At 61.3% G+C, this 15054-nt stretch carries 10 protein-coding genes; all 10 read left to right on the top strand.

Annotation, left to right across the window (positions count from 1 at the left end):
• Nucleotides 1-11 precede the first annotated feature (11 nt).
• The 10 genes from C7S18_RS08560 (at nt 12) to C7S18_RS08515 (ending at nt 15015) form a co-directional block, all read left to right on the top strand.
• Nucleotides 12-3125 carry an efflux RND transporter permease subunit gene (locus tag C7S18_RS08560; RefSeq protein WP_106891164.1) on the top strand — a complete coding sequence of 1038 codons (3114 nt, stop codon included), beginning with the start codon at nt 12-14 and terminating at the stop codon, nt 3123-3125.
• Nucleotides 3122-3445 (top strand): P-II family nitrogen regulator, encoded by a 324-nt coding sequence (locus C7S18_RS08555; RefSeq protein WP_106891163.1) that lies wholly within the window; start codon nt 3122-3124, stop codon nt 3443-3445. Before C7S18_RS08560 ends, C7S18_RS08555 begins: the two co-directional genes overlap by 4 nt.
• 94 nt (nt 3446-3539) lie before the next feature.
• Nucleotides 3540-3710, top strand: coding sequence for a hypothetical protein (locus C7S18_RS24910; RefSeq protein WP_240624008.1), 171 nt, complete (start codon nt 3540-3542; stop codon nt 3708-3710).
• A gap of 72 nt (nt 3711-3782) precedes the next feature.
• The gene (locus C7S18_RS08550) at nt 3783-5540 is read left to right on the top strand and encodes a heavy metal translocating P-type ATPase (RefSeq protein ID WP_240624007.1); all 1758 of its coding nucleotides are present in this window, start codon (nt 3783-3785) and stop codon (nt 5538-5540) included.
• A gap of 1114 nt (nt 5541-6654) precedes the next feature.
• Nucleotides 6655-7068 (top strand): hypothetical protein, encoded by a 414-nt coding sequence (locus C7S18_RS08540; protein ID WP_146151830.1) that lies wholly within the window; start codon nt 6655-6657, stop codon nt 7066-7068.
• A gap of 118 nt (nt 7069-7186) precedes the next feature.
• Nucleotides 7187-8491: a TolC family protein gene (locus C7S18_RS08535; protein ID WP_240624006.1), complete on the top strand. Its 1305-nt coding sequence runs from the start codon at nt 7187-7189 to the stop codon at nt 8489-8491.
• Between the two features lie 8 nt (nt 8492-8499).
• Nucleotides 8500-9873: an efflux RND transporter periplasmic adaptor subunit gene (locus C7S18_RS08530; protein ID WP_240624005.1), complete on the top strand. Its 1374-nt coding sequence runs from the start codon at nt 8500-8502 to the stop codon at nt 9871-9873.
• Between the two features lie 2 nt (nt 9874-9875).
• Nucleotides 9876-13052 (top strand): efflux RND transporter permease subunit, encoded by a 3177-nt coding sequence (locus tag C7S18_RS08525; RefSeq protein ID WP_106891159.1) that lies wholly within the window; start codon nt 9876-9878, stop codon nt 13050-13052.
• A gap of 212 nt (nt 13053-13264) precedes the next feature.
• Nucleotides 13265-14368 (top strand): porin, encoded by a 1104-nt coding sequence (locus C7S18_RS08520; protein ID WP_106891158.1) that lies wholly within the window; start codon nt 13265-13267, stop codon nt 14366-14368.
• 11 nt (nt 14369-14379) lie between these two features.
• The gene (locus C7S18_RS08515; RefSeq protein ID WP_106891157.1) at nt 14380-15015 is read left to right on the top strand and encodes a c-type cytochrome; all 636 of its coding nucleotides are present in this window, start codon (nt 14380-14382) and stop codon (nt 15013-15015) included.
• The last annotated feature ends 39 nt before the right edge of the window (nt 15016-15054 follow it).

Genomic DNA, 15054 nt, shown 5'->3' with positions numbered 1-15054 from the left:
CGAGGTGCGTCATGCTGAACCGCTTGGTCGAACTCTCGTTGCGTTACAAGTTTCTGGTGCTGATCATCTTCGGTGTTGTCGCATTTCTCGGCGCACGTGCCGTCCGCGACGTGCCGATTGATGCCTTCCCCGACGTCACCCCAGCACAGGTCAATATCTACACGGAGTCACCCGGTCTGGCGGCGGAAGATGTCGAGCAGTTGTTGACCTTCCCGGTCGAGTCGGCGATGGCAGGCCTGCCAAAGGTGCAGGAGATCCGTTCGGTCAGCCTGTTCGGACTGTCCTATGTGTCCGTCTATTTCGAGGACGACATGGACATCTACTTTGCCCGCCAGCTCGTCAACGAACGGCTGCAGGAAGTCGGCGACCGATTACCCGAAGGCTACGGCAAGCCGAGCATGGGCCCGAACAGTTCGGGACTCGGCCAGGTGTTCTGGTACACCGTCGAGCGGGCGCCGGGGGTCTCCAGCGCGCAGATCACGGACATGGACCTGCGCACCTGGCAGGACTGGACGCTGCGTCTGATCCTGCGCACGGCGCCGGGCGTGGACGATGTCACCTCATGGGGTGGTGGCGAGCGCGAGTACCAGGTGCGCATTGATCCACAGCGGTTGTATGCCCGTGGGCTCGGCTTCGCCGACGTGATCAATGCGCTCCCTGCCAACAATGGGCAGGTCGGCGGCAATGTGATGGACGTGGGCCGCGAGCAGTATCTGGTGCGTGGCCTCGGCCTCCTCACCTCGGCCGAGGATATCGGCGGCATCGTGCTCAAGGCCGAGGATGGCGTACCGGTTTACATCCGCGACATTGGCCGTGTGATCGAATCCCCGGCGCCACGCTTCGGCGCGGTCACGCGTGATGGCGAGGAAGTCGTGCTCGGCATGGCGCTGTCGCGGATTGGCGAGAATGCCAAGGAGGTGGTCGAGGCGGTGAAGACCAAGCTCGCGACGGTCAGCAATGCGCTACCCGAGGGCATGATCGTCAAGCCGATCTACGAGCGTACCGATCTCGTCAACAAAGCGGTCGGTACCGCGACGCGAGCATTGATCGAAGGTTCCATCCTCGTGGCCGTGATTCTGTTCTTGTTCCTCGGGGAGCTGAGATCGGCCTTGGTCGTGATCGTCACGTTGCCGCTTGCGATGCTGATCGCCTTCATTGGCATGGGCCAATTCGGACTTTCGGCGAACCTGATGTCGTTGGCGGGTCTTGCGATCGGCATCGGCATGATGGTGGATGGCGCGGTGGTGATGGTCGAGAACGCGTTCCGGATCATGGCCGAGCGACAGGCGCATGGCGAGAAAGTGGACCGTACGTCGGCCGTATTGGCGGCCGCCAAGGAAGTCGCCAATCCCATCTCGTTTGCGATCCTGATCATCATCGTCGTGTTCCTGCCGCTGTTCAGCCTCGAAGGACTGGAAGGAAAGCTCTTCAAGCCCATGGCGTTCAACATCGCGTTCGCGATGGGCGGCTCGCTGCTCTTGAGCTTAACGCTGATCCCGGTTCTGGCGTCGATGATACTCAAGCCCAAGGAGGAGAAAGACACGTGGTTGGTTGCCCGGCTCAAGCGCGGCTACCGGCCGATGCTCGATGCCGCGTTGGGGCGAAAGAAGGTCGTGGTGATCAGTGCCGTCGTCGCCCTGATCGGCAGCCTCGCGCTGTTTCCGTTCCTCGGCAAGGAGTTCATGCCGCAGTTGCAGGAAGGCTCGATCATGTGGCGCGTGACCGGGATTCCGTCGACCTCACTCGACGAGTCGATCCGTACCAGCAAGGCGATTTCCGACGCCTTCAAGAAGTTCCCGGAGGTCGAAACGACACTCGCGATGATCGGTCGCGCCGAGAAGGGCGAGACTGCCGACGTCAACTACATGGAGATCTATACGGCGTTGACCCCGGAAGACGAGTGGGAATCCGGCCGCACCATCAAACAGCTCGAAGACGACATGCAGGAGACGCTTGAGACGGTGGTGCCGAACGTGGTGCCCGGCTACACCCAGCCGATCCAGATGCGTGTGGAGGAACTGATCTCGGGGGTGCGCGCCACGCTGGCGCTGAAACTCTATGGCGAAGATCTGAATGAGCTCGATCGGATCAGCGCCGAGATCAAGCCCGTACTCGCTGGCATCGCCGGCGTGGCCGACCTGTCCCTGGAAGCGAACGTGGGCAAGCCGCAGATTCGCATCGAGGTGGATCGTGAAGAGCTGGCCCGGCACGGCATGAATGCCGAAGACGTGCTCACCATCGTGCGCAATGGTCTCGGTGGCGAGCCGGTAAGCGTGCTGCTCGATGGGGTCAAGCGCTTCGACATCGCCGCGCGCCTGGATGATGAGACCCGCGATTCGGTGGAATCGCTGCGGCGAATTCCGCTGAAGGCGGCGTCCGGCGCGCTGGTGCCCTTGTCGGAGGTGGCCAACGTCACGGTGGCAGAGGGCTATTCCTTCGTGCGCAGGGAGCAACTGCAACGCTACGCGGTGATCCAGATGGACGTACGTGGCCGCGACGTCGACGGCTTCGTCAAGGAGGCCGGTGCCGCGATCGCCGCGCAGGTGAAAATGCCGCCCGGCTATTGGGTCGAGTGGGGGGGCGCGTTCGCGAACCAGCAGCGGGCGCTGGCCAAGTTGAGCCTGATCGTACCGATCACGATCTTCTTTATCTTCGTGCTGCTGTATACCGCGTTCAACTCGATCAAGTTCGCGGCGCTGATCCTGGCCAACGTGCCGTTCGCGACGATTGGCGGGCTGCTCGCGCTGTTCGTCACTGGTCAGTACCTGTCGGTGCCATCGGCGATCGGGTTCATCGCGGTGTTTGGTGTCGCCATGCTCAACGGCATCGTGCTGGTCACCTTCCTCAACGAGCAACGCGAACGTGGACTCTCGATCCGTGAGGCCGTGGTGCAAGGCACCGCGCTGCGTCTGCGACCGGTGCTCATGACGGCGAGCGTCGCGATCCTCGGCCTGGTGCCGATGTTGATCTCCAGCGGCGTCGGCGCGGAAACCCAGCGGCCCCTTGCGACGGTGGTGGTCGGTGGCCTGATCAGTTCGACCTTTTTGACGTTGATCCTGCTGCCCGTGCTCTACGAGTGGCTGGAAACCCGCGCCGAACGACGCGCCCAGGAGGCCACGCCATGAAACGCATCACTGCCTTGCTGCATGCCCATCGCATGAGCGACATCGTCCACGCGCTGGAAGCTTTGGGTGAACGCCGGATCAGTATCGTCCACTCGACCGGCCTGTTACGTGCTTCCAGCGCCCGCGAGCAGGACTATTCGGTCCAACTTGGGGAACGGGTGACACAGGAGATCCAGTTGGACGTGTTCTGTGAGGCAGACCGTGTCGAAGACATCGTGGCGCTGCTTCGGCAACACGGTCGAACAGGCCCACACAACTCCGGATGGATATTCGTGTCCGCGGTTGAGCAAGGGATACCGATCGCAGATCCAGCCGGCTGAAGCATCCGGTGCGACGGCCGCAATGCCGCCGCACGACGCCATGATCAACATGGGCGTGCCGCGAACGATCGTGGCACCCCCTGAGGAATCTTTAATGAAGCAAGAACCGCACCCACCGGAAAAGGATTCGAGCGGTCACACGCACGCGCATGAACATGGCGCTGCGTTGGGTGGTCGCGCCGAAATCATACTGTCCCTGCTATGTGGCGCATTGTTGTTGAGTGGTTGGTTACTGGATCGCACGATGGACGACAGCAGCCGCTGACCCTGGCTGCTGTTCGTCGGCGCCTATGCGGCGGGCGGCTACTACACGCTGCGCGAGGCCATCGAAAACCTCATGGCATGGCAATTGAAGATCGACAGCCTGATGCTGGTGGCCGCGATCGGCGCGGCCGCGTTGGGCGAATGGGCCGAGGGCGCGCTGCTGCTGTTTCTCTTCAGCCTGGGCCACGCACTGGAAAACTATGCGATGGGCCGTGCCAAGCGCGCCATCGAGGCGCTGGCGCAATTGCGTCCCCAAACCGCGCTGGTGCGACGCGGTACCGAGGTGGTGGAAGTGCCTGTCGAAAACTTGCAGATCGGTGACATCGTCGTCGTCAAACCCGACGAGCGCATCGCGGCCGATGGCTTCGTGGTGCTGGGCGAGAGCAGCATCGATCAGTCCGCCATCACCGGCGAAAGCGTACCGGTCGACAAACGGGCGGTCGCCGATCCGGTGGCCGCCAGGCTCAAGGCCGATGCGGTATCGGCCGAGCACCGCGTCTTCGCCGGCACCATCAACCAGGAGCGCTTGATCGAAATCGAGGTCAGCCGGCACGCCGACCAGAGCACGTTATCGCGCGTGGTCGAACTGGTGCGCTCGGCCGAGGCACAGAAGTCACCGACTCAGGTATTCACCGATCGGTTCCAACGTATCTTCGTACCAGCCGTGCTCGGGCTGGTGGTGGTGCTGTTGTTCGCTGGCGTCGTTATCGATGAACCCTTCGGCGCGACGTTCTATCGGGCCATGGCGGTACTGGTGGCAGCCAGCCCCTGTGCGTTGGCGATCTCGACACCGAGCGCGGTACTCAGCGGCGTAGCCCGCGCGGCCCGCGGCGGCGTGTTGATCAAAGGCGGCGCGCCGCTCGAACTCCTGGGCACACTGCACGCGCTCGCGTTCGACAAGACCGGCACGCTGACTGAAGGCAGGCCGCGAGTCACCGATGTGCTGGCCGCCAATGGAGTAACCGAAATCGAGCTGCTACAAGTCGCCGTCGCGGTGGAACGGCTGAGCGACCATCCTCTGGCGGCGGCGGTCGTGCGCGATGGCGGCGAGCGTCTGGGACCGACGCCGCCGTCGGTCGCGACGAGTCTCGAAAGCCTGACCGGCAAAGGCCTGCGGGCAACAGTCGATGGTGCCCAGGTTCATCTTGGCAAGAAGAGCCTCTTCACCGAGATAGGGGGCGCCGGCATTCCCGACGCCTTGATGGCCGGCATCGTGGCACTGGAAACCGAGGGCCGCACCGTCTTCGTCGTGCGGCACGGCGAGCGGTATCTCGGCGCAATCGGGCTGATGGACACGCCGCGCGCGGCCGCACCTGCCGTGATCGAGAAGTTGCGCGCGCTCGGCATGACCCAACTCGTCATGCTATCGGGCGACAACCAGCGTGTCGCTGATGCGGTCGCACGCAGCGTCGGCATCGATCGGGCGTTCGGCGATTTGATGCCAGAAGACAAAGTCCGAGCCATCCAGAAGCTGCGAGCAGATGGCGAAGTCGCAATGGTCGGCGATGGCGTCAACGATGCGCCGGCGCTGGCCAGCGCCTCCGTCGGCATCGCGATGGGTGCGGCGGGTTCCGATGTTGCCCTCGAAACCGCCGATGTCGCTCTCATGGCCGACAATCTCGATCACCTTCCTTTCGTCGTTGGTCTGAGCCGGCAGACGCGGCGCATCATCCGTCAGAACCTGTGGGCGAGTCTGGGCATGGTTGCGCTCCTGGTACCGGCGACAATCTTCGGCATGCGGATGGGCGTGGCGGTGCTCTTTCATGAAGGATCGACGCTTCTGGTGGTCGCCAACGCGCTTCGACTCCTCGCCTATCGAGGGCGCACATGACGGCTCGCCACGCGTCGCGGCGACAAGGCACAGACCAGTCATCGTGACGTTGGGCTATGTCGGGTTTTGCGTGCATCGGGCACAGGCGGCGCAAGTGAATGCCTTCCGCGAACTGGCGCGCCTCATCGGTATGCTGGCGCTCGACGCGACATCGGTGCCAGTCATTCTGCAGCGGGTCGCCATGTTCGATATTGTGGGACCATTTTCTGAGGAACGCAGGCGATGGACGGGACGGCGAAACGTGCAGAGACGTATGCGAACGCGCTGGAACTCGGGCTCGCCGACTACGCCTGGCAGGACGTGCCGATCGGCACGTGGCGCGCACGCCTCGACTTCAAGGCCTGGGGAAAGGGTTCGGGCCTGTCCCTGATTTGCTGCTTTACGGCGCTCGACAGCGGCGCCAAGTACCGCCTGACGGCCTACGACAACCACGACACCGGTACCGCTTTGAGCCGGCCGACGTGCGACCGAACGCCTAATTCAGATCGGGATGCAGCAAGGCATTACGACCCTGATTCGCGCACTCTTCGTTGCCACAGGGATCACCGCTCAGCGCCGCCATCAACGCCGGCAGTCGGTCACGCTCCGCAACCACGGCCAGACTGCTGGCCAGAGAAGTCTGCTCCTTGCATGTGCAGCTACGCAACGCGGAACTTCCCACAGCCACTGCCTCGTAGCGATCAACCTCGCCATTCCTGCACCACCTCACTTCATCGGGCGGCTGCCCGAAACGATCGCATAGCTTGTTCCTGCAATAGTTGTGCTGCAAACTGTCGACGGTGGGCGGCACTCTCGGCCGGCTTCGTTGTGAGACCTTTGTGGACAAGAAAAAACCCCTGAATTGCTCCAGGGGTTGTAGCGTGAACCTAGGTTCGACTTCAACATATGGACCGAACGCCTAGGCCATCCAATGCATTTGGCACAGTCGGGTAAGTCGGAAATGACGAACAAGCATTGTGAGACGATAGCCGCTCCGATTCATGTTACACAATCGCGATTGTGCGGTAATGGCTCACGTGAGTCCCGTCGCCGACCGGCGCCCGCCTCAATGTCAAGCGCAGAATTTTGATTCATATCAAAGGAATCGCGAGCGCGTTGCATTATGCTTCGGGTCATGACGCTCTTTCGCCGCCGCCGCTTGCGCACTTCCCTATCGCTGTTGGCGATGTGGGCGTTGCTTTGGTCGCAACTGGTGTTGGCCGCTCATCCGGCCTGCGATGCCGCAATGATGCTCCGTGCGCAGGCAAAGAGTGCGGCGCAGGAACATTGTCATGACCGCAGTGACGCGACTAAGACGACTGCGGACGATCATGCCGGTGGGGCACTCTGTAAGTCACATTGTGGCCGGAGCGATCTCAGTTCTGACGTCACCCGCCTACCCGATCTGCCGGCAATGCCTGCAGTGGCATGGGTACCGTTGCTTTCCGTCGCGTCGCTGCCAACACTTGGTCAAACGACGTTTCATCCGGCGCCGCTCGGTGCTTGGCATCGACCGACACGACATCCTGCCAGCGTCCTGCTGATCTAAGTCTCGGATCTTCTGCTGAGTAACCTCGACCGACAGGTCGAGGCAATTGCGCGCGTTTTCTGATGCCGCGCCCCTGCCCTGCGATCGATCTTGAATCGATGGCCCCAGGACAATACTCATGATCCATTTTCCGAGAACGACCCGCGGCGGCCAAATGGCGTCAGCGGTCCGAGGGCCAGCGCGAGTGCTATTGGCCTTCAGCCTGGTGATGACGGGACAAGCGCCCGCGACCGAGGGTTTGGCACCTGGCGCCGACCTGTCCTCTATTCACCACTGGCTACTTAAACACAATCCGGAGTTGCGCGCCCAGCAGGCTGAACTCGAAGCAGCTCAGGCGCGCATCTTACCCGCTGGCGCCTTGCCAAACCCAATGGTCGGGCTGGAACTAGAGGGCATCGATCCCAGTGGACTAAGCCTAGCGCCCGCTCAGGTCGGCAGTAGCACCTGGAGGATACGCCAGAACATCCCCCTTTGGGGCAAGCGCGAGCTGATGCGAAGCGTTGCCAAGAGTGAGGCGGGCGCCATCGAGTCGGCGCGTGCCCGAACCATTCTGGAATTGCTGGCAAGTGCTGACCAAGCGTACGTGCGCTTTTGGCAGGTGGACGAAACCATCGCCGTAGTTGATCGGCTGATTGGCTTGCTCGATCAGATGGGCGAGGTTGCCCAAGCGCGCTATGCGCTGGGCGTTGCCGCGCAACAGGATGCCATTCGCGCGCAAGTGGCCCGAACTCAGATGCAAGCGGAGCGGATTGAGAGACTGGCCATGCGTGAGGACGCCGCAGCCATGTTGAATGCGGTATTGGGCCGCCCCGCCGACGCGCCCCTGCGGCGACCGCAGTCCGCGCCAGAGTTTGCCTTGCCGGTAGCGACCTTGAAAGAGGCCCTGACTCTCGTTCGCGAAGGCCAGCACCCTGCCGTGAGGTCGCAGCGCGCCATGGCCGCTGCAGCGAGCCAAGCTGCGGAATGGCAGCGCCGCCAACGCTACCCTGACCTCAGTTTGGGTCTCGGTGCAATGCAAGTCGGAAACCGTATTGAAGGTTACGAGTTGATGATCGAGTTGGAGGTACCACTGCAGCGTCGTGCGCTCCATGAGCGCGAACATGCTGCGGCGCGCGCACGCGATGCGGCGGATTTGCGAGTTGAAGCCACGCTGACCGAGTTGCAAGGTCAATTGGGAGTTGCTTGGTCTGTCTGGGACAGCGCGCGATCACGTCGCCAATTAATTGAGCAGACCTTGTTGCCGCAAACCCAGGCGAACTTTGACTCCGCGCTGGCCAGCTACCGGGTCGGAGATGTCGATTTCAGCACCCTCTTAGAAGCCTTGGAAGCCTGGCAAGGCGCCGATTTGGCGCGCTTAGATGCTCGGCGCGATGAACTATCAGCAGCCGCGTCCTTGCGTTCGCTGCTTGGGAGCAACTCATGAGCACATGGATGAAATTCATCTTGGCATTGTCGCTTGCCATTGCACTGACGGGAGCCTGGTGGCTGGGTCGATTCAGTGCGGGATCGACGGCGCCGGCAGCCGCATCCGTCGATCCGACAGATGCGCGCGACATCCTGTATTACCGCAATCCGATGGGATTGGCCGACACGTCTGCCGTACCCAAGAAGGACAGTATGGGTATGGATTACATCCCGGTCTATGCGGATCAAGCGCCGATGGCGCCGGGAAGCGTCGCGTTGACCCCGGAGAAAGTGCAGAGGCTCGGCGTACAAACAGCGCCCGCGACCAGAACCAGGCTCGCACAAACTGTCCGCGCGAGTGCCACCGTTGAGGTAGACGAAACCAAACAGTTTGTGGTGGCACCGCGCTTTGAGGGCTGGATCGAAACCTTGTATGCCAATCAAACGGGCTTGGCCGTCAAACGCGGCCAAACCCTGGCGGCGCTGTACAGTCCTGAATTGTTCGCCGCACTTGAAGAGGCGCGCATTGCCGAAGCCGCTGCCGCCAAGCTCGATGCAACGGATCCATCCAGCGCCGCGACCATGCGCCGTCTTCGCGATGCCTCGCGGACCCGCCTGAGCAATTGGCAGGTGAGCGACGCCGCCTTAGACGCAGCTGGCAAAGGCCGCTTACTGCTGAAAGCACCCGCCAATGCTGTGGTGGTCGAGAAGCTCGTGGTTCAAGGTGACCGATTTGAACCAGGGCAGACGATTTTGCGTCTGGCTGACTTATCGACGGTCTGGGTCGTCGCAAACGTACCCGCCGGCCAACTAGGAAGATTGGCCGTTGGCGATGCCGCCACCTTCACGACACCCAGTGCGCCTGGTCGCGAGTTTGCAGGTCAAGTCACATTTTTGGAGCCGATTTTGGATCGTGCCAGCCGGAGCGTTCGGGTTCGCATTGCCCTGGCGAATGCTGATGGAGTGTTGCGACCGGGGTTGTTCGGTGATGCGTTGCTGACTAGCACCCCGGGGGAACCATCGATTGTCGTGCCGCGTTCGGCGATTCTGGACAGTGGAACGCGGCAGATCGCTCTGGTCGAGGTGGGTCCGGGTCGCTTCGAGCCACGTGAGGTCCGTCTCGGTGCACGCAGTGGCGATCGTGTCGCCGTCCTGGATGGGCTGCGGGACGGCGAGACCGTGGTCACCTACGGAAACTTCCTGATCGATGCGGAGAGCAATCTCGGCGCGGCCATGCAGGGCATGTCGCATGGTGCCCAATCGGCCGTCGATACAGGGGCCGAGACCAATCACAGCGGCCATGACGACACGGCTTCGGCAACCAAGGGTAATGCCACGCGCGATGCAGCAGATCAGGGGACACCGAGTCCCGCGCACAGCAATCACGGGGAGGCGAACTAACCATGTTGGCACGCTTGATTGAGTGGTCCGCCCGAAATGTCTTCCTGGTGGTCGTGATGACCCTTGCAGTCACCGCTTTGGGAACATATGCGGTGATTCGAACGCCGCTGGACGCGCTGCCTGATTTATCCGATGTGCAGGTGATCGTGTTTACCGAAGTGCCTGGGCAGGGTCCGCAGGTGGTGGAGGACCAGGTCACCTACCCGCTCACGACCGCTATGTTGGCGGTCCCTCGCTCCAAGGTGGTGCGCGGCTTCTCGTTCTTTGGTGCCTCGTTTGTCTACGTGATCTTTGAAGACGGCACTGACCTGTACTGGGCGCGATCACGCGTCCTGGAATATTTGAACTTCGCCTCGAAGAAATTGCCTGCGGGCGTCACACCGACACTCGGACCGGATGCGACGGGGGTCGGCTGGGTCTATCAATACGTACTGGAGGGTGATCAGCAGTCACTAGATCAACTTCGGGCTATTCAAGACTGGTATGTGCGCTACCAGATGACCAAGGCCCCAGGCGTCGCGGAAGTCGCCAGCATTGGCGGGTTTGTCCGCCAATACTCGGTCACCATCGATCCCGGTCGGTTGCGACAACACGGCATTGCGCTGAGCGAAGTCATGGCAGTCATCGCGCAGAGTAATCGCGATGTCGGTGGGCGCGTGGTGGAACTGTCCGAGACCGAATACATGGTGCGCGGCCGCGGTTACTTGCGCGGCATTGCTGATCTCGAACAACTGGTTGTCAAGGCGGAAAATGGCGCCCCCGTCAAAATAGGCGATCTGGCTCGCGTTGAGTTGGTTCCCGATGAACGCCGGGGCGTTGCCGAGTTGAATGGTGAAGGCGAAGCCGTGGGCGGCATTGCGATCGCCCGCTACGGCGAGAATGCGCTTTCGGTGATCCACGGGCTGCGCCAGAAGTCGACTGAAATTGCGGCTGGCTTGCCTGAGGGTGTCAGTCTCAAAGCCGTTTATGACCGCTCCGACTTGATTCACCGCGCCATCCGCACCTTACGTTCCACCCTACTTGAAGAGAGTCTGATTGTCGCCCTGGTCTGCGTGGTCTTTCTGTTCCACGCCAGGAGTGCACTCGTCGCCATTGTCATGCTACCGATTGGCGTCCTCATTGCCTTTTTGGCCATGCGGTTCCTCGGCATGAATTCGAACATCATGAGCCTGGGCGGCATTGCCATAGCCATCGGGGCCATGGTGGACGCCGCTATCGTGATGATCGAAAACGCCCACAAGCACATAGAGCGCGACGATGGCAGTAAGCCCCGACTGCAATTGATTATCGATGCTTGCCAGGAAGTCGGGCCGGCGCTCTTCTTCAGTCTGCTGATCATTACCGTGTCGTTTCTGCCGGTGTTTGCTTTGGAGGCTCAGGAAGGACGCCTATTCCATCCGCTCGCCTTCACCAAGACCTTTGCCATGGCGGGTGGCGCGCTGCTCTCTGTCACCTTGGTCCCGGTGCTGATGCTGCTGTTCGTCCGGGGCAATATTTTGCCAGAGGCCAAGAACCCAGTGAATCGATTCTTGATCGCCTTGTACCGACCGGTTATTGCCCTGGTCCTGCGCCACAAAATTGCCACAGTAGTAGCTGCACTAATTGTTTTGGCAGCCAGCACTTGGCCCGCCAGCCGACTGGGTAGTGAGTTCATGCCAACGCTCAATGAAGGCACTCTGCTCTATATGCCGGCTTCGCTGCCTGGCATGTCGGTGACCAAGGCCGCTGAACTCTTACAGCAGCAAGATCGCATCATCAAGTCATTTCCCGAGGTGGAGTCAGTGTTCGGCAAAGCGGGACGCGCACTGACAGCGACGGATCCGGCGCCTTTGGAAATGTCCGAAACGGTCATCAACTTGAAGCCCGAAGACCAATGGCGACCGGGCATGACGGTGGACAAGCTCATCGCCGAAATGGATCGCGCCCTGAAATTCCCAGGCGTTGCGAACTCTTGGACCATGCCGATCAAGGCTCGCACTGACATGTTAGCGACCGGCATTCGAACGCCAATCGGGATCAAGGTGTTCGGAACTGATTTAGAGCAAATGGAGCAGGTCGCTCGGCAAATCGAGGCAACGGTCCGCAGTGTACCTGGGACAACCAGTGCCTATGCCGAGCGTCTGACGGGTGGCTTCTACTTGGACATCGAACCCCGCCTCGAACAGTTGGCACGCTACAACTTGCCGGTCGGCGAAGTCCAAGACGTAATCGCGGCCGCACTTGGCGGCGAGATGGTTACGACCACGGTGGAAGGACGCGAACGCTTCGGCGTGATCGTACGCTACCCGCGCGAATTGCGCGACAGCCCGGAGACTATTGCGCAGCAAGTGCTGGTTCCGACCATGAGCGGCGCGCAGATTCCCCTCGGTGAATTAGCGGACTTGCGTATTCGTAAGGGTGCCCCCTCGATTCGTACCGAGAACGCCCTGCTCTCCGCCTACATCTATGTCGACACGCGCGAGGCCGACCTCGGCGCGTACGTGCGATCGGCCCAGGCTGCCGTTGCACAGAGTGTGGTGTTCCCGCCGGGCTCCTATGCGACTTGGAGTGGCCAATACGAATACATGCAGCGCGCCATCGCGAAGATGAAAATCGTCGTGCCGCTGACCCTGGCCATCATCTTCTTGCTGTTGTATCTCAATTTCCGACGCGTCACAGAGTCCTTGATCGTCATGTTGTCCGTGCCGTTTGCGTTGGTCGGTGGCATCTGGCTGATGTGGTCGCTGGGCTACAACCTCAGCGTTGCGGTGGCAGTGGGCTTCATTGCCTTGGCAGGTGTTGCCGCCGAGACCGGGGTGGTGATGCTCATCTATCTCGATCATGCCTTGGCCGCTCGCGCGGCGCGACGCCGCGAACACGGCGAATCATTGTCCCCTGCGGACCTGACCGATGCAATTGTCGAAGGCGCGGTCGAGCGCGTGCGACCTAAAATGATGACGGTCGTCGCGATCATGGCGGGCCTGCTTCCGATCATGTGGAGTTCGGGCACCGGCTCAGAAGTGATGCGCCGAATTGCAGCGCCCATGGTCGGCGGCATGGTGTCCTCCACGATCCTCACGCTGGTCGTGATTCCCGCCATTTACGCACTAGTCAAACGACGCGCTCTGTTTGGTTCCGCATCGAACAGTCCGGCCCGACCGCAGGTTCCCGACCACAGGAGGACGCATGAGTCACCCTGACTTGAGTCGACTCACAACGGGCTACTGCCGTTGTCATTGCGGTCAATCGCTCAAATTGATCTCGCTAGGCCTTGTCAGCACGACTGATGAGTTGCCATTCCACGCACCAACGCGAGCTATCGGGCTGCTTCCAATCCGATCTCACACGTCTGTTGCCGTTCGCAGTTACTGGCGGACGCGCAATCCATCGCCCTGATGCCTGAGGAGAACCTATGTTACGTCTACGATTAGCCATCCTACTGATCGCGCTGCCGACACCGATCCCGGGGCTCGCACAAACGCCCGCGGCCGCCGAACGCCGCGCGACGCGCAACGAGTATTCAGAAGCAATGCAGTTGCATATCGCAGGCTACGCCGATGTCACGTACGTCGATACGAGAGGCGTTGGCGGCAGCCTGGGTACCGTGACTCTGGCGCCGATCTTGCATGCCCAATTCGGCGATCGCTTTCTGCTCGAAGCAGAATTGGAAATGGAAATGGACGACCGTGGTGAGCAGGAGACGGCTTTGGAATACGCCGCGCTCAATTGGCTGCTGACCGACCGTCAAGCCATTGTCGTCGGCAAGTTTCTCAGTCCAGTCGGGTATTTCTTTCAAAACCTGCACCCGTCCTGGATCAACAAGCTGGCCGCCGTGCCAGTGGGTTTTGGTCACGGCGGCGCGGCACCACTCACCGATGTTGGCGTCCAATGGCGTGGCGGCGCCACCCTCTCGGACTCACACCAACTCAACTATGCACTGTATTACGCCAATGGTCCAAGGCTAGGCCTGGAGGGAATGGACGATCTGGATCTCGACGTCGAAGGCTCGATGATCAACCGCGATGGTCGACGTGTTTGGGGTGGGCGTGTCGGATGGTTACCCGATCCGAGACTGGAACTCGGCGTGTCGATGGCCCGAGGTGAGGTGATCCTTGATCCCGGCGATCAATCGGCGTCTGAAGAACCCAGTCGGGCTTACCGGGTTGATGGAATGGATGTCGCCTGGCGACCACTGCCACGCATCGATCTGCGCGGGGAATGGATCCGACAGCAGGTTAGCGGTGCGTCGTCGAGCTTGGTTCCCGATGCTGCCACCTGGCGGGCCTGGTACCTGCAGGGTGGCTACCACTTTGGTAGCGACCGTTGGGAGTCGGTGCTCCGGTTTGGGGACTCGGTTTCGCCGCACGGAGAATCGACCTTTCAACAAATGGCCGTTGGTCTGAACTATCTGATCCAACCCCAGACCCAGCTGAAACTCAGCTGGGAATTCAACAGCAGTGACGACGCCGACGCGGCAGCCGACCGTCTACTGCTTCAGCTTGCTCACGGTTTCTAAGGAGATCAAATATGTTGCAACTTTCTCTGATACCTCGGGTTGTGGCGCCTTGGCTAGGTATTCCCTTCGCATTGGCGACTGCCCTCGCTCCACAGATCGGGCTCGCTGCAGACGGCAAGGCTCTATTTGAAGCGACGTGTATCGCCTGCCACGGCGCTACCGGCCAAGGCACCATTCCGGGCGTCCCAGACCTCAAACCACGGATGACCAAATCGGACAAGGAACTCATCCGCAGCATTCTGGATGGTTTTCAGACATCCGGCTCGCCCATGGCCATGCCCGCAAAAGGCGGCAATCCCAAGTTGACTGAGGCCGATGCCCAAGCACTCGTCACCTACCTTCGTCAGTTGACCACGACTTCATCGCCCCCGCCGGATCCCGCGCCGGCGTCCGACTCCCAGACCGTCCCCGCGGAGGCGGGGCTCCCGGCGGGGGCGACCCCCATTCGCGCACTCTCTGACGCTGCATTGTTCGCACGCGGCGCCAAGGCGTGGGCGGAAACCTGCGCTCGCTGCCATGCGATGCGCGATCCAAAGGACTTGACCGACGCGCAGTGGACGGTCGCGGTCACCCACATGCGATTGCGTGCCGGACTGGACGGTCAAACAGCTCGCGAGATCACAGACTTTTTGACCAGCAGCAATTGACCTTTGCTCAGGCCATTCAACCTCATCAGGAGAAAATCC

The organism is Ahniella affigens (genome assembly GCF_003015185.1).
Lineage (GTDB): Bacteria > Pseudomonadota > Gammaproteobacteria > Xanthomonadales > Ahniellaceae > Ahniella > Ahniella affigens.
This window is presented reverse-complemented; position numbering and strand designations above follow the sequence as displayed.

Bases quoted from the DNA above. Each gene is read 5' to 3' on its own strand.
- C7S18_RS08560 (WP_106891164.1), top strand. From the start codon at position 12: ATGCTGAACCGCTTGGTCGAACTCTCGTTGCGTTACAAGTTTCTGGTG.
- C7S18_RS08555 (WP_106891163.1), top strand. From the start codon at position 3,122: ATGAAACGCATCACTGCCTTGCTGCATGCCCATCGCATGAGCGACATC.
- C7S18_RS24910 (WP_240624008.1), top strand. From the start codon at position 3,540: ATGAAGCAAGAACCGCACCCACCGGAAAAGGATTCGAGCGGTCACACG.
- C7S18_RS08550 (WP_240624007.1), top strand. From the start codon at position 3,783: ATGGCATGGCAATTGAAGATCGACAGCCTGATGCTGGTGGCCGCGATC.
- C7S18_RS08540 (WP_146151830.1), top strand. From the start codon at position 6,655: ATGACGCTCTTTCGCCGCCGCCGCTTGCGCACTTCCCTATCGCTGTTG.
- C7S18_RS08535 (WP_240624006.1), top strand. From the start codon at position 7,187: ATGATCCATTTTCCGAGAACGACCCGCGGCGGCCAAATGGCGTCAGCG.
- C7S18_RS08530 (WP_240624005.1), top strand. From the start codon at position 8,500: ATGAAATTCATCTTGGCATTGTCGCTTGCCATTGCACTGACGGGAGCC.
- C7S18_RS08525 (WP_106891159.1), top strand. From the start codon at position 9,876: ATGTTGGCACGCTTGATTGAGTGGTCCGCCCGAAATGTCTTCCTGGTG.
- C7S18_RS08520 (WP_106891158.1), top strand. From the start codon at position 13,265: ATGTTACGTCTACGATTAGCCATCCTACTGATCGCGCTGCCGACACCG.
- C7S18_RS08515 (WP_106891157.1), top strand. From the start codon at position 14,380: ATGTTGCAACTTTCTCTGATACCTCGGGTTGTGGCGCCTTGGCTAGGT.